The following is a 21,992-nucleotide window of genomic DNA, read 5'->3' on the forward strand; positions in this document are numbered from 1 at the left end:
TTGGTTCAATGACTACAATTCGTATCACCCGCACAGTGCACTTGGCTACTTGCCACCAACGCTGTTCAGGGAGAAAAGATCGGTAACTTAAACATACCGGCGGTACTGGAATACAGGGTCAAGACCAAAATGGATCATGATTATTTAAAGTCCGAAAAGGGTGCAATCGTGAATATTTGAAAGAAGTTTATAGTTACAACACTTTCTAATCTTGAGGCCGTAGCCTGGTTTCCCAATACTTAATGGTCGTTTTGCTTTCAGAGCACCGCGAACATGTGACTTCTTAACATAATTTCAGATGCATAAAATTGTAATCGTGGGCGGTGGTGCTGGGGGTCTTGAGCTTGCGACGCGTCTTGGCAAGGCATATCGACGAAATAAAGATGTCAGTGTCACTTTGGTCGATAAAAATCGAACCCATATTTGGAAGCCTAAGCTTCACGAAATTGCATCAGGCAGTATGGATTTTGGTGATCACGAAGTTGATTACATGGCTCATGCCCACTGGAATCATTTTATTTTCAGGATTGGAGAGCTCAGGGGCTTGGATCGATTGAGTAAAACCATTGACTTAGCCCCTTACTTGGATGCCGAAAATGCCCCTGTCACGCCTGTGCAAAAAATTGAATATGACACTTTGGTCATTTGCATTGGTAGCCTGAGCAATGATTTTGGAACGCAAGGCGTGAAGGAATATGCTCTTAAGTTGGAAAATCAAACGGATGCCAAGCTGTTTCATTCAAAAATGGTTAACGCATGTATCCGCGCGCATCATCAATCTGAACTGATTGATCAAAGTCAGCTTCATGTCGTGATTATTGGCGCTGGTGCAACTGGTGTAGAACTAGCCGCTGAGCTGCATAGAACCACACGTGAGGTGGTGGCTTTTGGCTTGAGTGGTATTGATACAGACAAGGATTTAAAAATTAGCCTCATAGAAGCGGCAGACAGAATCTTGCCTGCTTTAAATCCTAGGCTCTCACATGCGACGGAGCAGCTCATTAGCAAATTGGGCGTGAAGGTCCTTACAAACTCCAAGGTGATGGAGGTAATGCCAAACGGTATTCGCCTGTCAGATGGCCAATTGATTGAGTCTCAATTGGTTGTATGGGCCGCCGGTGTTAAGGCACCCGATTTTCTGAAGAATTTTGGCGGCTTGGAGACGAACAAATTGAACCAAATTGTGGTTCAAAGTACTTTGCAATCTACTCTTGATTCAGATATTTTTGCATTAGGTGATTGCGCTGCTTGTCCCTGCACAGATGAAGAGGGCGGACGCGCAGGAATTGTTCCCCCTAGAGCGCAAGCCGCCCATCAACAAGCAACCCACATGTACCGCCAAATTCAAAGACGGCTTGCTGAAAAACCACTCAAGCCATATCACTACAAAGACTTTGGATCATTGGTGTCTCTTGGAAAGTTCAGCACAGTGGGCAACATGATGGGTGGCGTCATAGGCAAAAACTTGATGATCGAAGGTTTTTTTGCCAAGCTGATGTATTTGTCTTTGTACAAGCTTCATGAACTCACCATTCATGGGTTTTTAAAGACTGCTCTTTACACGCTAGCCAGGATGCTGACAAAGCAGGCTAACCCAACCGTCAAGTTGCATTGATAAGCTGGACGTTTGAGTGGTACTCAAACGCTATGGGTGGATTACTTCGATACGGTCAGTTGCCCTCTGGAGTCAGGCCCCAATCCGTTTTGACCCAGAGTGTTAAAAATGTGACCGGTACAAACTGTAAAAGATGTCTCCAGTATGTGCCCTGAGAAGTCCAGAAAATAAAAAAGGGGCTATAAGCCCCTTGTTTATTGGCTCCTCGACCTGGGCTCGAACCAGGGACCTACGGATTAACAGAAAGCCAGGCTCCTCAAAAACTCATATAAATCAATGACTTATAGCTGAAAATGGCAAACGTGTAATATTTCGTGTAATTGAACGAAAACTGTAAATTACAGTTTCGCCAGCAATTTCGTAGATTTTGCACTCAGCAGCTTAAGGTGTCAGACCGAAAGTTAGAAGCCTAGCCTTAGGACTCGCGCTTGTTTTTGGAAAAGTTAGAAGACGTGAAAATCAAATCTTCATCAAAATGATTGCTCCATTGAATCAGTTTTGCTTTCAGCGGGTTAACCGTGCTACTGGCTAGTAGTGGTCATCCTTTCTTGTTTTACACGACAGTTGGTTGCTAATTGGCGCTTTTGAAGCATGTAGGTTGGCTAATTCTTTTTTAGGCGTGCGTAAATACGCGTGACCCACTGCCCTAGATCATCCAAGTAGTTGAATACAACTGGAATGACCAGCAAACTTAGAACGGTGCTGGTGATGAGTCCACCAATAACGGCAATTGCCATGGGTGAGCGAAAACTGGTATCGGCCGCTCCCCAACCTAGAGCAATAGGCAGCATGCCCGCTCCCATGGCAATGGTGGTCATCACAATTGGGCGCGCTCGTTTGTGGCAAGCATCAATCATGGCGTCCCAGCGGCTCATGCCGGGTACAGCAGGATTGCTCCCTTCCGCTGGTTTGCCACGCCGCGCTTCAATGGCGTACTCCACCAGCAAGATGGAGTTTTTGGTAGCAATACCCATCAGCATGATCAAGCCAATGAGTGATGGCATCGAAAAACTCTTTTGAGCAATCAATAAGCCAACAAACGCGCCACCCAGAGAAAGTGGCAGCGCCGCCAAAATAGTAAGCGGGTGTAAAAAGCCTTTGAAAAGCAGCACAAGTACGATGTATATGCACAACACGCCAATTGTCATTGCCAGACCAAAACTTGCAAACAACTCACCCATGACCTCGGCATCTCCCACCTCAACCACTTTCACGCCCGGTGGCAGACTTTGTAACGAAGGTAGCTTTTGAACCGCCTGCGTCACATCCCCTAAGGGCATACCAGAGAGTTCAATTTCAAAATTGACATTTCGTTGGCGATCGTACCGGTCAATCACCGCTGGCCCGCTTGCAAGCTCTATGCTGGCTACTTGGCCAAGCATGACGGGACCTTTGCTGCCTGGGATGATTAAGCGCTCAAGCACGCCCAAGTCTTTGCGCGCATCGTCGCTTAGCCTGACCACAATGGGCACCTGCCGCTGAGACAAGTTGAGCTTGGGCAAGGCCGCGTCGTAATCACCCAAGGTGGCTACGCGCAAGGTGTCGCTGATGGCTGCGCTGGTCACGCCCAAATCAGCAGCCTTTGCAAAGTCGGGGCGCACAGCGATTTCTGGGCGCACAAGGCTGGCGGTAGACGCAATAGAGCCCAAGCCATTGACGGTGCGCAAGTCATTTTCGACTGCCATGGCTGCAGTTTGTAAGGCCTGCGGGTCATCGCCTGTGAGCACCAAAACGTATTTCTCACCAGAGCCGCCCAATCCCACCTTGGTTCTCACGCCAGGCAACTGTTGCAGCGCCTGACGAATGTCGTTTTCAATTTGCTGCTTAAGCGGACGTTGACTGCGCTCGGTCAGTTGAATGGTCAGGGTGGCTTTTCTAACTTCGGCAGCGCCGCTACCTGCGAATGGGTCAGAGCCTGCGCTGCCACCACCGATGGTGGTGTAGACACTCTGCACATCTTTTATCGATGCCAAAAGGGTTCGAGCTTGCTCGGCGCTGGCCTGGGTTTGCTCAAGCGTTGATCCTGGGGGCAACTCAACATAGACCTGGGTTTGCGAATTGTTGTCGGGCGGAATAAAGCCTTGCGGCAATAAAGGCACCAGCATGATGGAGCCAATAAAAAACAGCGTCGCCATGACCATGGTCACAACGCGATGCTTCATACACCATGCCACCCAAACCATGTAGTGGGTCAGCCATCTTGGCTCTTTTTCGGGGGTCACGATGGGCTTGAGCATGTAAGCCGCCATCATGGGGGTGAGCACCCGTGCCACTACCAGCGAGGCAAAAACTGCAAGCGAAGCTGTCCAACCAAATTGCTTGAAAAACTTTCCCGGAATGCCTGACATAAAGGCTGTGGGCAAGAATACGGCGATCAAAGTAAAGGTGGTGGCGATCACGGCCAAGCCAATTTCATCAGCCGCATCCATGGCCGCTTGGTAAGGCGTTTTTCCCATCCTCAGGTGACGCACGATATTTTCTACTTCCACAATGGCATCATCTACCAGTACGCCAATGACCAAAGACAAGGCGAGCAGCGTGACCACATTGATTGAGAAGCCCAAATACGCCATTCCAATGAAAGCAGGGATGACCGACAAGGGCAATGCAACGGCTGAAACAAAAGTGGCTCGCAGGTCACGCAGAAACAGCCAGACCACCAGCACTGCCAATATTGCCCCTTCGTACAGCAAGATCAGAGAGCTGGAATATTCTTCTTCAACAGGCGTCACAAAATCAAAAGACTCGGTGATTTCGACGTCTGGATGTTGAATTTGAAAATCTGCTAATGCTTTGCGCACCAAGTGTCCCACGGCCACTTCGCTTTCACCTTTGCTGCGGACCACCTCAAAACCTACCACGGGTGTTCCATTCAGACTGGCAGCAGAACGAGGTGCCGCTAAGGTGTCGCTGACCTTGGCTACTTGGTCCAAGCGCACGCGTGCGCCACGGGATGTGGCCAGCTCAATTTGGCCGACCTCTTGTGCGGTTTTGACCGTAGCCAAGGTGCGTACAGCCTGCTCGCCAACGCCCAAGTCCATTCGCCCACCAGAGCCTTCTTGTTGAATTTGTTTGAGTTGGCGCGACACTTCAGCCGCGGTGATACCCAACGCCTGCAAGCGGTTAATGTCAAGCGAAATGTGCACTTCGCGCGTGACTCCGCCGACTCGGTTTACTGCGCCTACGCCACGCAAGGACAAGAGTTTGCGGGTAATCTCCTTGTCGACCATCCAAGACAAGGCCTCGTCATCCATGCGGTTTGATCGCAGGGTGTAGGCCAGTACTGGCGTGCCAGCGAGGTTGATTTTTTGAACAATGGGATCGCGCAATTCGCCTGGCAAATCGGCGCGAACACTTTGGATGGCTGAGCGCACATCGTCCACTGCTTCTTGCACGGGCTTTTCCATTCGAAACTCGGCCGTGATGGACACGGTACCGTCTTGTACTTTGGTGGTGATGTGTTTCAAACCTTGCAAGGGCGCCAAAGCATTTTCAAGCTTGCGGGCCACATCGGTTTCTAGCTGGGTGGGGGCTGCGCCGGGCAAGCTGGCATTCACCGTAATAGTGGGTAGATCAAGATCTGGAAAGTTTTGCACTTTCATTGAACCAAAGGCTATGAAGCCTGCCACCGTCAGCAGAACAAAAAGCATGACCGCTGGAATAGGGTTGCGGATCGACCATGAGGATACATTCAACACAGTGGTCCCCTTTATTTGGCCAAAGGAGCTTGATTCACCACGCGCACTGTATCGCCTGAATTTAGAAAAGCACCTCCGCTAACGACCACCTGATCATCTGAATTGATACCGCTGAGTATCTCTTGTCGGTCACCGCTCAAACGTCCCGTTTGAACTTTGGTCTGTGTCACTTTTTGATCAGCTCCAACTGTGTAGACGTAGCTGAAACCATCGCGTAAAACGACAGCGGTTTGAGGGACGGTCATGGCCTTGCTTTGGCCGAGTAAGATTTCACCCTTGGCATACATACCCGCTCGTGCTGATCCAATTTGATCTGTCAAGTCGACATACACCAAGGCATTGCGTGTTTGCGCATCCACTGAAGGGGCTACCATGCGAACCTTGCCTTGCAACACTTGTCCGCTGGCCGCTGTAATTTTGACTTGCGCGCCAACTTTAATGCGGCCAATATCAGATGCAGTGACTTCTGCACGCCATTCGAGACGACCTTGCCTAATAAGTCGAAATAGCTCCGTGCCAGAATTGACAACGCTACCAATGGTCGCTTGTCGATTGGAAATCACGCCAGCATCGGGTGACTTTACTTGGGTCTGCGAAAGTCGAACGGTTTGTAATTGAACTGCAGCGCGTGCCGATTGAACACGTGCCTGAGCAATGGCATCGGTGGCAAGTGCTTGGCTTAGCTGAGCGTTGCTAAAAAACCCTTGCACTTGAAGCGATTTCGCTCGATCAGTTTGCACCCGGGCTTCTGAAGCATTGGCGATAGCTTCGGCTAAGCTGCCCTCAACTTGTGCCAGCTCTGCTCGCACAATGTCAGACTGCAAAACGGCAATGACATCACCTTGCTTGACGCGGTCTCCCACATTGACGCGCACTTCAGTGATCTTTAACCCATTGGCTTCAGCACTAATGATCGCTTCTTGCCAAGCAGCGAGAGAACCATTTGCGATGACTTGCTGGCTGATTTCTAGCTTTGTGGGCTTTGTAACATTGACTGAGAGCGCAGGTTTAGTTGCCTGCACTGATCCTTTGCTTGTGTCGTTAGCCGCTTCGACAAAAAAAGGAAATGTCACGATTAAAGTACACAATACTGCTTTCATATATTTCTCGCTTTTTTTCAATGCAATTAATTGTAGAAGCGAAGGCAATTAAACAAAAAAATCGATACCGTATTTCCCTAAATCGATTGACATTCATGATTTCTGTTTAGTAAGTGTGTTGGCAAGGTATAAGTCCCAAAGTGTTCTGAGTTAAAAAGCAAAAAGCAGCGCGTAAGGCTATGCTTTTTAGGTGACTACTTGGCCTAAGCTTTGACCACAAAACCTCTGATTAACAGAAAGCCAGGCTCCTCAAAAAACCATATATATCAACGACTTATAAGTTTTTTTGATAAACGTGTAATATTTCGTGTAATAACCCCAAAAGTTACATAATGTAACTTTCCAGCCAAAACAGTCAAATTTGCAATTGTCTGCGTCATTATGCAGGTGAAAGTTTGAAGCCAGGCGCGGGGCTTAAATCAGTTGGGGCCGAAGTTCGACGCCATGCGCGAACACAGAACTGGGCATATTGAGCAGCACCGGAATTGAAAACCGTGTCATGCCTCGTGTTATCAATTTGTAGTTCGTGGGTTGCTCAAAGGTTTAATGAGCTCAATACTGAATTGAGGTCAGCGCCAGAAAAATGCGGCTTGGGTGTCAAAGCTTCAAAAGGCAAACCTTGTCGATTGACCCAGTGCGTTGTAAATCCAAACCAAGTGGCACCCAATGCATCCCATGCGTTGCTGGATACAAAAAGCACTTCATCTTTTTTTACGGGAATAGTTTCTTGAACCAATGCGTAACTTTCTGGAGAAGTCTTAAATAGTCGAATCGGATCGACTGAAATGACATGGTCTAAAACATCTTCCATACCAGCACTCTTGACTGCTGAAGTCAGCATATCCACACTGCCATTTGAGAGGATGGCAGTCGTGAGGCCTTTGGCTTTAATCTTTTGGAGAACCGCCAAGTTTTCAGCAAATGGCGTCAGGTGAGCGTATTGCTGCATCAGTTTTTCAACCTGTCCAGATTGACGGTCTAGCTTGAGTCGGTCCAATGTGTACTCCAATGACAAGCGAGTAAGCTCCCAAAATGGGCGGAAGTATTGGCTGCCAGAGACGTTGTGTGGATCTGACTGCGTAATCAACCTTGTGTACTCAATTTGCTTGTCGCGCCACTTAATGGCTATATCAGCACCTTGACTTGGATAAAAGCTTTCAGCCAAGACTTGGATTGAGTAAACATCAAACAAGGTGCCATAGGCATCAAAAACAACGGCTTTGATTTTCATTGCTCAAGCCCCTGCAGCTTTAAGGCGCTCGTTAGATGGAAAGAGCTTTTTGCGAGCGTCTTCATCCATCTCAGTTTTGAAAGAAAACTTCGTCTTCAAGGCTTCTGCTCGTTGCGCTGCAGGACGCGCGTTGATTTCATCAAGCAAACGCTTGACGTGTGGCAGTTTTTCCCATGCTTCAGCACCTAGCACAAAGGGCGCAACGCGAGCCCAGCCCCAAACCGACATGTCCACAATGGTGTACTCATTACCCATCATGTAAGGCTGATTTGCCAAGTGGTCATTAATAAGGTGCCAATGACGCCATGCTTCAAAGTCATAACGATTCACCGCGTATTCTTTGGGCTCTGGTGCGAAGTGTTTGAAGTGAACGGCTTGACCACAGTAAGGACCAATGCCCGTAGCAACAAACATAAGCCATGAATACATTTCAGCTTTGTTCTTTGGTGTGTCCGCTGGAACAAACTTGCCAATCTTTTCTGACAAATAAATTAGCATTGCATTGCTGTCAAGTACACGAACATCATCGTCCAGCATGGCAGGCGTCTTTGCATTGGGAGTGATGGCCTTGAATGCATTTGAGTGTTGTTCGCCTTTGCGCGTATCCACTGGGATGATCTCGTAGGGCTCACCAGTCTCTTCAAGGTAAAGAGCAATCTTCAAAGGATTGGGGGAGGGGTGGAAATAGAACTTGATCATGTCAGATGCCTTTGTGCTTAGGGGTGAAAAGAATTTAAACGAATGCCAGCCAAATACCAAGAGGCAGAAAAGCCAGACTCAACAAATGTCCAACGATAACGGTGGAGGCAACCTTGTTGGGCTCCACCTGAAATTTCACGGGAAGTGCGATGGAAGCAATTTTTGAAAACATGAGCCCTCACTGAATGAGTGTCAAACTAGAACGCATTGCAGTATCTCGTATTTAATGAAACAATTCCAAAATATCAATTTGCAATTCATACAAATGGATAGACTTCGCTTTAGCAAATAATTATCCAGCGCGTGGTGAATACACAGACACTGTATAAGAGGACATATTTTTCTTTGATGATGTTGTAATTCATGACACGTTTATTTTCAAATCGATCTCGGCACTTCGACATGGGAGATTTGCCCACTGAATTGCTAGCGCGAGATGCCCATGCTCCAGAAATCCAAGCTGCAGTATCTAAAGATCAATATCCTGCTGGGCCGCACTCGTTAAACGAGGCCTTGGCAACATATCAAAAGCTTTTTGAGCAGTACTTGGATGGTGAGACGGCCATTGCCCGCGCACCCTTGCCTGACGATTTAAGCATTCGAAGCAAAAACCTCAAAGCCAGTGCCTATTTTTTAGATGCAACGCTAGCGGGTGTGTGCGCTATTGAGCACTCTGATTTTTCTAAAGACGCGCCTAAACACACCCATGTATTGATTTTTCTCATTGAGTTCAGCCGCGAGCCTCAATCAGATCAGCCTGGTGCCACTTGGATTCATGGCAGTAACAAAGCCCGAACAAATGCGCGCGCAAGCGAAGTGGCCGTTGTACTAGCGGGTTATGTTCGAGCATTGGGTTATGGCGCGCGCGGCCACGTGGCCGGCAATACACTTTTAAACCTAGAAGCTTTGGCGCAACGCGCTGGCATTGCTAGATCTGAAAACGGCTTGCTCAAAATGCCTTTTTTAAATTGCGGCTTTGCGTTGGCTGCGATCAGCACCGATTTGCCATTGGAAATTGATCTTCCAATAGCACCCAATGCCTCTTTGGGTTGGCCAGATTCCGGCGCTTACATGGGCAAACACGGCACTCGTCCTGGATGGGCTGAGTCGGAAGCCGAACTGCGCCCTCTGCATTGGGGACGTTACCCCATGGAAACATTGAAGCGAGTGCCAGAACCGACAACGCTGATCTTGCGTGAGGAAATCATTCGCAATAGCAAGCGTGCCGATTTATTCACGCGCGCATTGGCCGGCGATTTAGGTGAAAAAGCCAAGGTGCAGCGCATGCGCTTTGCCACAAAACATCCTTTAGCGTTTGCCATGACGCCCTTGATCCGCAACATGGTGCCATTGCAGGGTACATACGAGCGGCTTGTGCCTGCAGAAACAAATGGAGCGTTGTCGGATGCCCAAAGAAACGCAGAGTCCATCAAAGCCTTGGCGTATTTTTTAGGCGCTGATTTGGTTGGCATATGTGAAGCAGAGCCTTGGATGTTTTATTCACATGAAGCGCAGCTAGGAAAGCCGATTGAACCCACTCACAAGCACTGTGTTGTCATGTTGCTTGACCAAGGATTTGAAACCATGGAAGGAGCCTCAGGCGATGATTGGATTTCAGGTGCGCAATCTATGCGGGGCTATATGCGAGGTGCATTCATAGCGGGAGTCATGGGTGCTCATTTGCGCCGATTGGGCTATTCCTCGCGTTCACACACCAACGCAGAATCAGATATCTTGCACATTCCAGCTACTTTATTGGCCGGCTTAGGCGAGCTCTCTCGCATCGGCGAATTGGTTTTAAACCCATTCATTGGGCCACGATCAAAGAGTGTTTTACTCACCACCGATTTGCCTTTGGCATTTGACCAGCCTATCGATTTTGGATTGCAATCGGTCTGCAACATGTGCATGAAGTGCGCACGCGAATGTCCATGCAACGCCATTCCATTTGGGCCCAAGGTCATGTTCAATGGTTATGAAATATGGAAACCTGATGTTGAAAAATGTGGCAAGTACCGATTAACCAATATGAAGGGATCGGCCTGTGGACGGTGTATGAAAACCTGTCCATACAACAGAGAAGACTTGGTTGAATCGTCTCGTCTTTTAGAACTTTCAATTCGAGTTCCTAGTGCTCGTCGAGCGCTTATTGATTATGACGATCAAATTGGCGCAGGCATGCGCAATCCCGTTAAGCGATGGTGGTTGGATTTGGAAATCATCAACGGCGTGTGCGTTACTCCTGGCGGTGTGAACGAGCGTGATTTAGATTTAGATCGAACCCATAAACTTGCTCAAACTCAAAAGTTGGCATTTTTCCCGCCCAGCTTGCAACCGCCTATGGGTACCACCGCTTCAAGCACCGTGCCGCTTGATCGTGAAGCTGGACTGAAGGCATACGCCAATGCCGAAAAACCCAATCAAGCTAAAAAGCGGCAAAAATAATGATGGAAAGAAAACTAAATTCCAGAATGGCATTGCGCCGAATCAGTAGACAAAGGATTAAGTCTTAACTGAAGAATAAGTCTAGATGACATTTGCGTCAGCTAATGAAGTTAGAGAATTAATCATTGAAAATTTGTAAATCAAGTTAGAATGTTGTTCAGGGTGGCATATAGATTCTTATGTGTCAGGTTGGGTGAAGGTCGGGCCGCCTCACTGCACGGCTTTGGCCGTTGGAGACCCATTTATGAACCACCCCCTCCTGCCCTGGATCGCGGCTGCCATCTTCGCAATGTCCGTGTTGCATACCTTCAGCACTAAGTACTTTGAACATCTGGCACACATAAACCCGCGGCATGCCGGCATCTGGCACCTACTTGGTGAAGTCGAGGTGGTATTTGGGCTTTGGGCGATGGTGCTGGCAATAGCCATGTTTACTTTAGCTGGCAAGGTACACACGCTCGAATACCTCGATTCGCGCAATTTCACTGAGCCGCTTTTTGTTTTTGCCATCATGGTGGTAGCAGGTACACGACCGATCCTGCAAGCTTGCGGTGGGCTAGTACAACAGATTGCACGCCTAGCACCTTTGCCTACGGCAATGGTCAATTACTTTCTCCTGCTGTCAGTGGTACCGTTGCTGGGCTCGTTAATCACAGAGCCTGCGGCCATGACACTTGCAGCGCTCATGCTGCGTGACTCTGTGTTTTCCGCACGGGTAAGCGAGCGCTTGAAGTACGCCACTTTGGGGGTGCTGTTCGTCAATATTTCCATAGGTGGAACATTGACTCCTTTTGCCGCACCGCCTGTGTTGATGGTTGCGTCCACATGGCAATGGGATCTGAGTTTCATGCTCCAGACCTTCGGCTGGAAGGCAGCGATTGCAGTCCTTGTCAATGCTGTCCTTGTGACTCTTTTCATGAGACGAGAACTGCTTAGCCTTGGTGAGCCCGCCGTTGCTCGCTTGACGGTCCCTCCGATCATGGTGGCGATTCACTTGGTTTTTTTGCTTGCAATAGTCCTTTTCGCACACCACCCTGTGGTTTTCATGGGCTTACTGCTATTTTTCATTGGCTTCGCCAGTGCCTATGCCGTGAATCAAGATCGCCTGATTCTTCGCGAAGCTTTGCTGGTCGCGTTTTTTCTTGCCGGTTTGGTGGTTCTGGGTGGTCAGCAGTCTTGGTGGCTTCAGCCACTGCTCATGGGACTAAGCGCCGACGCAGTTTTCTATGGTGCCACTGCGTTGACCGCAATTACAGACAACGCAGCACTGACCTATCTCGCTTCTTTGGTGCCTGGCCTGAGCGATGAGTTCAAGGTGGCCATTGTGGCTGGTGCCGTGACTGGCGGGGGGCTTACTGTCATAGCTAACGCCCCAAACCCAGCTGGCGTCGCGATCCTAAAAGGCAAGTTTGACGAAGGCGTTGTGAGCGCGGGTAAATTGCTGTTAGCAGCAATTCCCCCAACGATTGTGGCGGCGATGGCATTCAGATTGTTGTGAAACAGAGCAAAGTCAAAATTTTTGAGAGTTTTGCTTGATTCCTATTAAGTTGAAGCAAACGGAGTAACTTCGCGTACATTGATACTTTGTCGTAGTGCGGCACCCAATTTAAGGAGTCCTAAATGACAAATTCATTCAAATGGTTGTCCAGCATTTTGCGATGGGTAGCGGAAAAAGCGCGCTTATTCATTGGCAATTTCTCATCAGAGCATCAGTCCAACACAACCGAAACTCTCATTTTCCAACCTGTTGCAATCAGCCTCAAGGCGTATGCAACAGTCGTCATACCCGCACTTAATGAGGCAAAGCGTATCTCTGAAGTAGTGGCTTTCGCCTTGTCTGACCCAGCTACAGCAGAAGTGATCGTGGTTGATGACAGCTCCATAGATGGCACGGCCGAGCTGGCACGGCTTGCGGGTGCAAAAGTGATGATCAGCAGCATGTTGGGCAAGGGCGCTTCAATGCACGATGGCGTCGCACCGGCTCAGTCTAATGTGTTGGTGTATTTGGATGGTGACTTGACGGGACTTCGAAGCGGCATCATCACTGACCTTTGTGCCCCCATTCTTCGTGGTGAAGCAGACTTTGTGAAAGCAAAATTTGGTCGAGGGGGTGGTCGCGTCACAGAATTGACTGCTAAGCCCATGCTGAAAATTTTCTTTCCAGAGGTTGCCCATTTTTCGCAGCCTTTGGGGGGCATCATTGCAGCAAGGAAACCTTTGCTACAGGCACTCAGTTTCGAGGATGGTTATGGTGTGGATGTTGGCCTATTGTTAGACGCCCATCTTTTAAGTGCCAAGCTGGCAGAAGTCGATATCGGATCTCTTGATCATGATAGTCAGCCGCTTCATGACTTGAGTTTGATGGCCAACGAGGTTGGGCGGGTTATTTTTGCGCGAGCCAAAACTGCAGGTCGTCTGCATGTAGAGCAAGTTGCTGCCATGTACGAGTCTCAACGTCAGGCTGCATCAGGTATTGATTATGTGCTGACCCGGCGCAAGGCAAGGCAGCGTCTTTTACTGATCGACATGGACGGTACGGTCACCAAATCGCGTTATGCCCTAGAACTTGCACGTGCTATCGGCCAAGAATCAGCGCTGATTCAAATGCTAGATGACAACGGTGGTGACTCGGCGACCCGCAGCGATAAAATCGCAAAGCTCTTTCAGTACATTCACAAGAAGAAGTTCGAACAGGTAGCTCATGACATGACTCTTCGATCTGGCGTGATTGAATTTGTCAATCAAATGCGCAGACGTGGGTTCATGGTTGGCTTGGTCAGCGATAGCTACTTTGTAGCAGCTGAAATCGTCCGGAGAAGGATATTTGCAGACTTTGCAATGGCACACACGATCAGATTTGATAACGATGTTTGCGCAGGAGAAATTCGAATTAATCCAGCCTTTTATAACCCTCAAAATAAGAGTTCAGGCGTTTGTAAAAGCAACGTGCTTCGCTGCTTCTTAACCGACCCTACGCTCCCAGCTATCAATCTGACGTGGGTTATTGGTGACAACATCAATGACCTTCAGTTGATGCAACTGGCGGACCGAGCATTTGCCATTGATCCAAAGTCTCCCATATTGCGCAATGAGCCGTTCATTACTCAAATCGAATCGTTTGAAGAGCTGTTGGCAATGCTTCCCAATCATGAGCTCGTGGTTCAGCCCAGCGTTTGAAAGTTCGAATTTAAATTCGAGCAGGCCCAGGAAGCACTAAATATTTGATGGCATTCAAAAGTGATGCGACTCGTTTTTCGTCTGCTCGATAGGCATTTACGTTATAGCTACTTCCACTTGGCAGTAAATGCATTTTGACTCCAAGCAGTTCTAGCTTTTCTTGGGCTTCGATTTCCTCGTAATTTGAAATCATTTCTCTGCCATCCAAGATAGTCACAGAACCATCTCCAATGACTTCTATGGATTCATTGACTGTGATGACAAGTCCTGTATTTTCGTCAATTCCAACGCCAAGTAAGTCGGGCCTTTGAGCTAATGCAGACAGCAACCGCGTTAGGCGTCTGCGCTGTGAAAAATGCTGATCAATGATGGCCATGCTGACTAACCCCAAGCCTATGTCAAATGAAACAACATCTTTCTCGGTAATGATTGGAGCTTGTCCTTGTGCGATCATTTGACGTGACATAACAGCTGCACCAGCACTGGTTCCGGCTATGCAAATCCCATTCAAATGAAAAACTTGATGAATAGCTCGAAAGGCAGGAGTTTCCCATAGCTCTGCCATTAATCTACTCTGGTCACCACCCGTCATGAATATTCCGTCTGCAGTGAGAAGATTCGATACCACATCAGGGTTGTATGCATCTTCTCTCGATAGCAGCGCAATTGGCTCTACGTTTGTTGCGCCAAGATTTTTAAATACATTTGAATAGCTGGACCATACAGATGAAGGCTCACTGCTGGCTGCAAGAATGAATTTAAGTTTGGCTTGATTTCCGCCAGATAACTCTATGAATTTTTTTAAGATGACGCGTTCATTGAGGCGATCTTCAGCGCCTCCAATGATCAATAATTTTCCGTTCACGTTGCTTTTGCTATAGCTGGGCGGAAGAATAGAAAATAAGCCTGCAGCTACAGACAATTGCGCAAAGTTTCGTCTAGTAATGAAATTCGGCGTCATTTATAGTTTGTTAATTGGGTAGCTGGAGTGTCATTATTTCACCCTATGGTGACAGCTAAATTGATGATTAGCCATCGCCCGTAAAACAAAGCGTGCCATGACTGAAAAAAAATAGGCATTCACCTCGCTCTATGTTTTGACCTGAGAATCTCTGATTAACAGAAAGCCAGGCTCCTCAAAAGTCAATATAAATCAATGACTTACAAAAGAAAATAGCAAACGTGTAATATTTCGTGTAATTGGATGAAAACTGTAAATTACAGTTTCGCCAGTAATTTCGTTGATTTTGCACTCAGCGCTGTCACTTTGCACTGTAAAAAGTTAGACGCTTGGCTTGGCGCTTGTAGATGTAAGGGGTGAACTCGCTATCCATGAATCCAAAAGGTTTTATGGCTGATCTAAACTTGCAAACTTTACCCATCCTAATGAAAAACCACTGCGCCGAATTGGCGAGGCACGTAAAACAATGATCTCCATTCAATCATTGCGTTTAATTTTGATTTTGTCGATTGCATCGATGGCAACAGGTTTGACGCTTGCTCAGACTGCTAGCATCAGTTCGCGCTATACCGCGTCTCCTGCAAGTACAGACGGTATTGGCAAACGCTACATGGACCGTGAGATCTCTGGGGTGATGGGATGGCAAGGCGCGCCTTGGCTCGAGCGGCAAGAACGTGAGCGTGAGGAGCGAACAGATTTATTACTCAAAGCACTTGCGCTGAAGCCCGGAATGGTAGTTGCAGACATTGGCGCTGGCACGGGTTACTTAACGCGGCGCATGGCACCAGCCGTTTTGCCTGGCGGAAAGATATTGGCGGTTGATGTGCAGCCAGAGATGGTGCGTATGCTAGAAAACAGTATCAAAAGCACAGGGCAAACAAATATCGAGGCAAGGCTCAGTTCATTTGACGACGTTAAGCTGCCTGCTAGCTCAGTGGATCTCGCAGTGATGGTGGATGTGTACCACGAATTGGCCTTTCCCTACGAGGTCATGACCAGTGTGATGAAATCTTTAAAGACGGGCGGTCGTATGGTTTTTGTGGAGTACAAAGCAGAAGACCCCAAGGTCCCCATCAAGCCGTTGCACAAGATGAGCGAAGCGCAAATTCGCAAAGAAGCTGAAGTCTTTGCACTGGATTGGGAGCGAACGGTTAGTACCTTGCCTTGGCAGCACGTCGTGATATTTCGAAAACGTAATTGACAAGCTGTATCTGTTTAACTAACTTCACGATTGATTTGACACGAAAGGTTTGAGAAATGACTTCCTCTTTTACCGATTCAATACAAGCCCTTGATCAACAACTCATTCAATTGGTGTATCGAAGCCGTTCACTTATACAGGGTGCTGAATACGACAAATTAATGGCCACATGTCTGCGTAACAATCCTACCCGCGAAATTACGGGAGTTTTGATTTCACATTCAGGTTGGTTTCTTCAAGTGCTTGAAGGCTCTGCAGCCAACGTCAATTCACTCTTCAAAGTCATCGAAAATGACCCGCGACATTCTGATTTTCTTCTTTTGAGATTCAATGCAATTACGGCACGTGACTTCAGTGACTGGTCGATGGCTTCCATAGAGGTTGATGAGCAGCGTTTTTTAAACATAGCAAATCAAGCTTTGCAAGCTGAGGACGCTGCTATGTCAGAAGTCAGAGATTTCTTGTGCTACGGAAAATGGATCGATTGATTTGAGCTTATCCATGCTTAGCGGCCCATTGGAGGATGATGCGATGCAATTGATCGACACCATCGGTCAAAGCAGCAGGACCTGGTTGCAGTATGTCAGCAGATTTGATTTCAAATAGTTGTCCGTTTTTTACAGCAGGTACATCTTGCCAACCAGGACGTGTAGCAACTCGTTGAGAATTGAATTTTTTTCCGCACCAAGAACCGATGATGATGTCTGGTTGTCTACTCACAATCTCCATTGGGTCGGCAATGATGCGGTTTTTACCCAGTGACTCCAGAGCTAACTCAGGAAAGCAATCGTCGCCTCCAGCTATCGCCGTCAATTCTGAGACCCAACGTATCGCACTGATTGGCGGCTCATCCCATTCTTCGAAATAGACACGAGGACGACGCGCCAAAGATTTGGCTGCAGTTTGGATGGTTTGCAGATGAAGTTGCATCTCTTTTATGCGTTGCAAACCCTGCTCAGCTTCCCCCACCATGGCAGCCACTTGGTACAGCATGGTGAATATTTCATCCACACTGCGTTGATTAAAAATAGTGACCTGCACGCCATGACGTATCAATGTGGCTGCAATATCCGCCTGTAAATCAGAGAAGCCAAATACGCAATCAGGTTCTAGCGCCAGAATTTTGTCGATCTTGGCACTGGTAAAGGCACTGATACGTGGCTTTTCAGCGCGAGCGATTTTTGGCCGCACCGTGTAACCTGAGATACCTACGATGCGTGCTGACTGACCCAGCAAGTACAACCACTCAGTGGTTTCTTCGGTCATGCAGATGATACGTTGTGGTACTAGGGACTTCATTTAAAGAATTTGTAAGACCAGATACTCGGTTGAAATTCTGTAATTCGCTTCGGCATAACGTATGTATGTCCTTCACCAAACGTAATTCAAATATGGCGGATCAAGGACACCGCAGCCTTGGAGCCTGTGCCCACCATGGCACACCAGGCACGAAGCACCAAATTAGGTCGAGTTGGACCCCGTGCAGCAGCCACCTCATCGCGGTGAGCTACTTCGTCAGCTTGGCAATCGAGCAAGGTCTGACGCAGATCACTGAGTTCATGCTGCGAGTCCAGCGCACGTATCTGATCTTCGTAGTGGTGGTTGACAAAGGTCTCGACTGCCTCGATCGTCGCGTAAACTGCCTTTGAGCCGAACAGCGCGGGGAGGGCGCCGGTTAGAAATCCGGCTAGCCGCCACAGGGAAAGTAAGCGACTGTACTGAGCTGCAGGCAACCAGCCAGAGATGAGACGCAGGTGCTTTTGCTCGGTGGCTAGGTGATGCTCAGCGAAGGCGCGCAACTCCGGGTCGCGAGAGAATTGGAGCACACCTTGATAAATACAGACTGCGCCAACTTCGCCTGCGTGGTCGGTACGCAAATCAGCAAAAACCCATGACGGGAGTTTGTCTCCCGGAACGAGAACCACGTGGCTGGCGTTAAAGATTTGTGCTCTCAAACGCCCAGCAATTTCTTGGCGTCCGCCAGCGCTTTCATCGACTCGGTATGCTTGCCTTCCTTGTGCAACTTTTCACCCTCTGCGCGCAAGGCTTTGACTTTAGACATTTCTGCTGCAGGCAAAGTCGCAGTTGGCAATTTTGCGTCGATGGTGCGCATCTCACCAGGGCAACCATGCGCTGATGCTGTGGATGCAAAAAACATAACAAGTGAACCAATAAGAAGTTGTTTCATGGAGGTCTCCAAAAGTTGAAATTTCATCATATTTCAACAGCCCACAACAAAGACATTTGCTGCTGAATTTGTCCCTAGCAAAGAGTGGGGAATTGGCTTCTGGTTTTTCCACTCTAAACTTGAATTTTTTAGTATGCCAATCTATTTAACCTATGCGCCATTTAGTAATAGGCGTTAAAGCGGAATTTCTTTAAATTACTGGTACATTCCGAGAACTATGAAGCATTTGGTCAAAGTCTTTCTAATCCTTTGCATGGGCTGGCAGTCGCTGGCCTTTGCAGGATTTGATGCGCTTGTGGCCCACGCCAACGAAGAACAGCACGCCTTACTTCACTTTCAAGGTGTTGCCCATCACCATGATGATCACGCTGAAGATTTTCACGAGGATGACTCTGTAGCATCGACCTTGCATGCTCTGTCCGATGCAAGTCAGTTTTCTCCAGCCTTGCCTTCTCCCCAAGCTTGTTGCCCAGGACTTACTGGAGCGGATCAACCTTCTTTAGAGCGTGCTCTTCCAAGGTGTCAGTTGCATCCCGACGGATTAGAACGTCCTCCAAAACCAATGGCCTGACCTTCGGCCGTGCCTGCGCTTGAACTTGCGCAGTGCGTTTTTTGGTTTTGCCCTTTTCACTGCGTCTGTGGCGTATGTGAACTGGTGCGTATGGTCTATACATATGATGAATTTATTGACATGGTTTGGGCCATGGCAGTCAACCCGCGCTTTGATGTCTTGCGTGCTGGTTTACATGGCTCTAGCTGTTTCCGCTTCAGTGCGGGCACAAGACACTAAACAAGTTTCACTCACTGCTGAGAAGGTTTCGCTAACGCTCAATCAAGCGCTTGAGGCTGCATGGCAACGTTCATTAGAGGCTTCTGAATCACGCGGTCGTTTGGCCATTGTGCAGGCTGATCAAGCAGTCAACCAAAACTGGCTTGCAGCAGAACCTGCGTTCAGCTTGGGACAGCGCGATGGAAAAGCTGGCACCCCTTCTGGAAGCCGTGAGACAGAGCTTGGGCTGTCGTTTCCCCTTTGGTGGCCAGGACAGCGTGCCGCTGGAGGTCAAGCAACTCAATCTCAGTTGGGTTTGTCACATGCCAGAGATCAGGCCGAGCGTCTGCGCTTGGCAGGGCGCTTGCGTGAAGCAATTGGCTTATTGCATCTGGCTGAGGCCGAATTGCACCAAGCGGAACGGCAGGTCCAAGACTTAGGCCAACTGACGCAAGATGTTGAAAAGCGCGTGCGCGCGGGTGACCTCTCACCATCGGATGCTTTAGCTGCCCGCTCAGAGTTGCTTGGGGCACAAGCGCAAGCAGTCGCAGCGCGACAAGCCTTGGCTGTTCAGCAGTCTCACTGGCACTTGCTCACTGGTGTTACTTCCCTGAAATTGCAAACGAGGGCTGCCCCTGCCTTAGCGCAATTGCCAGACACCCATCCAGAACTCGTTCTCGCTAACGCAGCGGTGGACTTGGGCCAGCGTCGAGCAGATTTAGCACGAGTTCAGCGTTCGGATTCGCCAGAACTTTCACTTGGCATGCGACAAGAGCGACCGGGGCAAGGCGCAGGTTTGCAAAGCAGTGTGGTGGTGGCACTTCGGGTGCCTTTGGGTGGACAGGTCTACCAGCAACCACGCATTGCTGCGGCGCTGGGCGAGCTAGACGTTGCACAAACTCAAGTGTTGCGAACGCGCCAGCGCCTGACGGCCGAAGTGATATTGGCGCAGAGTCAGTTGAGCTTGAGTCTGGCTCAACTGCAAGCTGAGCGGGAACGGGCGCAATTGCTGGCCGAACGCGCACGCCTGATTGATAAGTCATTCCGTGCCGGTGAAACAGCCTTGCCTGAAATGCTGCGTGCGTTGGCTGCAGCCGTTAGCGCCGAGAGTGCCTTGGCGCGTCAACAAATCAATTATCAAACGGCGATTTCTCGCCTTGAACAAACTTTGGGCTTACTTCCATGATTCATCCATTTATTTTCAAATCAATAGGGGCAGTCTTGACTGCCAGCCTGTTGGCGGTGATGCCCGTGTTGGCCTGGGCTGGCCCTGGTGCACATGGCCCCAACGGCGAGCACCTGGATTCGCCAAAGACGGACAACCCAATGCAAGCCGGTCTTCGAATCGAAGCTAATTCAGATACCTTCGAGTTGGTTGGCACGCTTGCGGGAGGTGAGTTGTCCATTTTCATTGACCGCTTTGTGACGAACGAGCCTCTGTTGCAGGCACAAGTCGAAGTTGAGTCTGGGGCACTGAAGGCACAGGCTAAATTCCGCGCCGAAATCGGTGATTACACAATCGATGACCCGGCAATGCTTCAAAAGCTTTCCACGCCTGGTGAACACCCGCTTGTAATTACAGTGATTGCGGGAAAGGACAGCGACCTCTTGGACGCGGTGTTGCGTGTACCAGCTTCTTTGGCCATTGATGATCACCACTTTCATTGGGAGTGGTGGGCCCTTGGAGCTTTGGCTAGTTTGGTGTTGCTTGGCATTGCAGTTGCACGCCTGCGCAATCAGCGTCAGCGTCGTTTCTCCCTAGGAGGTCAAGTATGAAAAGTCTTTCTTCTTTTGGAACACTGGTAGCCACGCTAGCGTTGGCCAGTTGCCTTTCTGCTTGGGCCGGCCCCGGTGCACACGGACCGAATGGCGAACACTTGGATCAAGCACCTTCATCTTCTGTGGGTGGGCTAGCGCGCATGCCTGATGGCAGCGTGAATGTCCCCAAGCTCGCACAGCGGCGCATGGAACTGCGGACCCAATTAGCCCCCGAGACAGAGGCTGCGGCTACGATCCAGTTGCCAGGCAGGATCGTTGCAGATCCCAACGCCAGCGGTCAAGTGCAGGCTACCCATGGTGGTCGCGTTGAGCCTGGGCCGCGCGGATTGCCTATGGCGGGTCAGGCTGTGAAGCAAAGCGAGGTTCTGGTTTGGGTGCGCCATCATGCCGATCCATTTGCCCTAGCAGCTCAACAATCACAGCGCGCGGAATTGAAAGCTGCTCGAGAGATTGCAGAGCAGCGCCTACGCCGGTTGGAGTCCCTTGAAGGCACGGTACCTCGCAAGGACATCGACGCCGCACGCATAGATGTTCAGTCCCTGACCGAACGTGAAAAGCGCATTGCAGAAAGTTTAGATTCGCGTGAGCCGCTGCGAGCACCGGTCTCAGGTGTGATTGCACGTGCCGATGTGAAAGCGGGTCAGATCGTGGATATACGCGAGGTGTTGATTGAGATCATTGATCCTGCGCGCCTGATGGTGGAGGCCAGCACACCTGATGTGTCGCTCGGCAGTCGTCTGGGCGCGGCTCATCTGGCAGGGGTCGAGGGCGTCAAGCTGCAAATGGTCGGGGCTGGACGGTCCTTGCGTGACGGCGTCTTGCCGCTGAACTTTCGAGTTTCAGTAGTTGCTGGAGCCGCACCCCTTGCAGTTGGTCAAACTGTGACATTGGTCGCGGCGCTCAAGGAGCGGCGAAAGGGTATCGTTTTGCCGGCGTCTGCTGTCGTGCGCAGCCCGTCAAACGAACCCATTGTCTGGATCAAGACTGGCGCTGAGCGCTTCATGCCGCAACCGGTTCAGATTCAGCCGCTAGACGCAGTCACAGTGTTGGTCACTCAGGGGCTAGCCGCTGACAACCGCGTGTTGGTTCAAGGCGCTGCGCTGGTTGCGCAGATTCGTTGAACGGAGCC

At 49.4% G+C, this 21,992-nt stretch carries 19 protein-coding genes; 11 read left to right on the forward strand and 8 right to left on the reverse strand.

What is annotated here, in order from left to right; genetic code table 11:
* Together B9Z32_RS14300 and B9Z32_RS08965 are read left to right on the forward strand one after the other, a co-directional pair.
* On the forward strand, positions 1-91 hold a 91-nt coding region (locus B9Z32_RS14300), incomplete at its 5' end, for an integrase core domain-containing protein (protein WP_146179476.1).
* A 207-nt stretch (positions 92-298) separates the two neighbouring features.
* A complete protein-coding gene (locus B9Z32_RS08965; RefSeq protein ID WP_108421107.1) occupies positions 299-1,615 on the forward strand; it encodes an NAD(P)/FAD-dependent oxidoreductase in 1,317 nt (438 codons plus the stop codon).
* A 602-nt stretch (positions 1,616-2,217) separates the two neighbouring features.
* Here the strand turns inward: B9Z32_RS08965 and B9Z32_RS08970 are convergent.
* From B9Z32_RS08970 to B9Z32_RS08985, 4 genes are all read right to left on the reverse strand, one after another.
* Positions 2,218-5,310: an efflux RND transporter permease subunit gene (locus tag B9Z32_RS08970; protein WP_108421577.1), complete on the reverse strand. Its 3,093-nt coding sequence runs from the start codon at positions 5,308-5,310 to the stop codon at positions 2,218-2,220.
* Between the two features lie 14 nt (positions 5,311-5,324).
* The gene (locus B9Z32_RS08975) at positions 5,325-6,413 is read right to left on the reverse strand and encodes an efflux RND transporter periplasmic adaptor subunit (RefSeq protein ID WP_108421108.1); all 1,089 of its coding nucleotides are present in this window, start codon (positions 6,411-6,413) and stop codon (positions 5,325-5,327) included.
* A 535-nt stretch (positions 6,414-6,948) separates the two neighbouring features.
* Entirely contained in the window at positions 6,949-7,644 is a 696-nt protein-coding gene (locus tag B9Z32_RS08980; protein WP_108421109.1) for a haloacid dehalogenase type II, read from the reverse strand.
* Between the two features lie 3 nt (positions 7,645-7,647).
* Positions 7,648-8,343 carry a glutathione S-transferase family protein gene (locus B9Z32_RS08985; RefSeq protein WP_108421110.1) on the reverse strand — a complete coding sequence of 232 codons (696 nt, stop codon included), beginning with the start codon at positions 8,341-8,343 and terminating at the stop codon, positions 7,648-7,650.
* Positions 8,344-8,706: 363 nt separating this feature from the next.
* On the opposite strand from B9Z32_RS08985, the gene B9Z32_RS08990 reads away from it, so the two are divergent.
* The 3 genes from B9Z32_RS08990 (at position 8,707) to B9Z32_RS09000 (ending at position 13,965) form a co-directional block, all read left to right on the forward strand.
* Complete coding sequence (locus B9Z32_RS08990; protein ID WP_108421111.1) at positions 8,707-10,788, forward strand: reductive dehalogenase domain-containing protein; 2,082 nt, start codon at positions 8,707-8,709, stop codon at positions 10,786-10,788.
* 244 nt (positions 10,789-11,032) lie between these two features.
* Positions 11,033-12,286, forward strand: coding sequence for a putative Na+/H+ antiporter (locus B9Z32_RS08995; protein WP_108421112.1), 1,254 nt, complete (start codon positions 11,033-11,035; stop codon positions 12,284-12,286).
* Between the two features lie 122 nt (positions 12,287-12,408).
* Positions 12,409-13,965 carry an HAD-IB family phosphatase gene (locus tag B9Z32_RS09000; RefSeq protein ID WP_108421113.1) on the forward strand — a complete coding sequence of 519 codons (1,557 nt, stop codon included), beginning with the start codon at positions 12,409-12,411 and terminating at the stop codon, positions 13,963-13,965.
* A gap of 10 nt (positions 13,966-13,975) precedes the next feature.
* Here B9Z32_RS09000 and B9Z32_RS09005 read toward each other — a convergent pair whose 3' ends face one another.
* The gene (locus B9Z32_RS09005) at positions 13,976-14,926 is read right to left on the reverse strand and encodes a cyanophycinase (RefSeq protein WP_108421114.1); all 951 of its coding nucleotides are present in this window, start codon (positions 14,924-14,926) and stop codon (positions 13,976-13,978) included.
* A gap of 466 nt (positions 14,927-15,392) precedes the next feature.
* On the opposite strand from B9Z32_RS09005, the gene B9Z32_RS09010 reads away from it, so the two are divergent.
* Positions 15,393-16,127 (forward strand): class I SAM-dependent methyltransferase, encoded by a 735-nt coding sequence (locus B9Z32_RS09010; protein WP_108421115.1) that lies wholly within the window; start codon positions 15,393-15,395, stop codon positions 16,125-16,127.
* A 56-nt stretch (positions 16,128-16,183) separates the two neighbouring features.
* Positions 16,184-16,615 (forward strand): BLUF domain-containing protein, encoded by a 432-nt coding sequence (locus tag B9Z32_RS09015; protein ID WP_108421116.1) that lies wholly within the window; start codon positions 16,184-16,186, stop codon positions 16,613-16,615.
* A 7-nt stretch (positions 16,616-16,622) separates the two neighbouring features.
* Here B9Z32_RS09015 and B9Z32_RS09020 read toward each other — a convergent pair whose 3' ends face one another.
* The 3 genes from B9Z32_RS09020 to B9Z32_RS09030 all read right to left on the reverse strand — a co-directional run bounded on the left by B9Z32_RS09020 (position 16,623) and on the right by B9Z32_RS09030 (position 18,315).
* On the reverse strand, positions 16,623-17,426 hold the full coding sequence (locus B9Z32_RS09020) for an ABC transporter substrate-binding protein (protein WP_369909863.1): 804 nt from the start codon (positions 17,424-17,426) through the stop codon (positions 16,623-16,625).
* 86 nt (positions 17,427-17,512) lie between these two features.
* Positions 17,513-18,082, reverse strand: a complete 570-nt coding sequence (locus tag B9Z32_RS09025) for a demethoxyubiquinone hydroxylase family protein (RefSeq protein WP_233248215.1) — start codon at positions 18,080-18,082, stop codon at positions 17,513-17,515.
* Entirely contained in the window at positions 18,079-18,315 is a 237-nt protein-coding gene (locus B9Z32_RS09030; protein WP_108421579.1) for a hypothetical protein, read from the reverse strand. The genes B9Z32_RS09025 and B9Z32_RS09030 overlap by 4 nt, the downstream gene beginning before the upstream one ends.
* Positions 18,316-18,532: 217 nt before the next feature.
* On the opposite strand from B9Z32_RS09030, the gene B9Z32_RS14105 reads away from it, so the two are divergent.
* The 4 genes from B9Z32_RS14105 (at position 18,533) to B9Z32_RS09050 (ending at position 21,984) form a co-directional block, all read left to right on the forward strand.
* Complete coding sequence (locus B9Z32_RS14105; protein WP_146179477.1) at positions 18,533-18,886, forward strand: hypothetical protein; 354 nt, start codon at positions 18,533-18,535, stop codon at positions 18,884-18,886.
* Positions 18,887-18,989: 103 nt separating this feature from the next.
* Complete coding sequence (locus B9Z32_RS09040; protein WP_108421119.1) at positions 18,990-20,270, forward strand: TolC family protein; 1,281 nt, start codon at positions 18,990-18,992, stop codon at positions 20,268-20,270.
* Between the two features lie 35 nt (positions 20,271-20,305).
* Entirely contained in the window at positions 20,306-20,860 is a 555-nt protein-coding gene (locus B9Z32_RS09045) for a hypothetical protein (protein WP_233248216.1), read from the forward strand.
* Complete coding sequence (locus B9Z32_RS09050; protein ID WP_108421121.1) at positions 20,857-21,984, forward strand: efflux RND transporter periplasmic adaptor subunit; 1,128 nt, start codon at positions 20,857-20,859, stop codon at positions 21,982-21,984. Before B9Z32_RS09045 ends, B9Z32_RS09050 begins: the two co-directional genes overlap by 4 nt.
* The last annotated feature ends 8 nt before the right edge of the window (positions 21,985-21,992 follow it).

This window comes from Limnohabitans sp. MMS-10A-178, from assembly GCF_003063375.1.
GTDB lineage: Bacteria > Pseudomonadota > Gammaproteobacteria > Burkholderiales > Burkholderiaceae_C > Limnohabitans_A.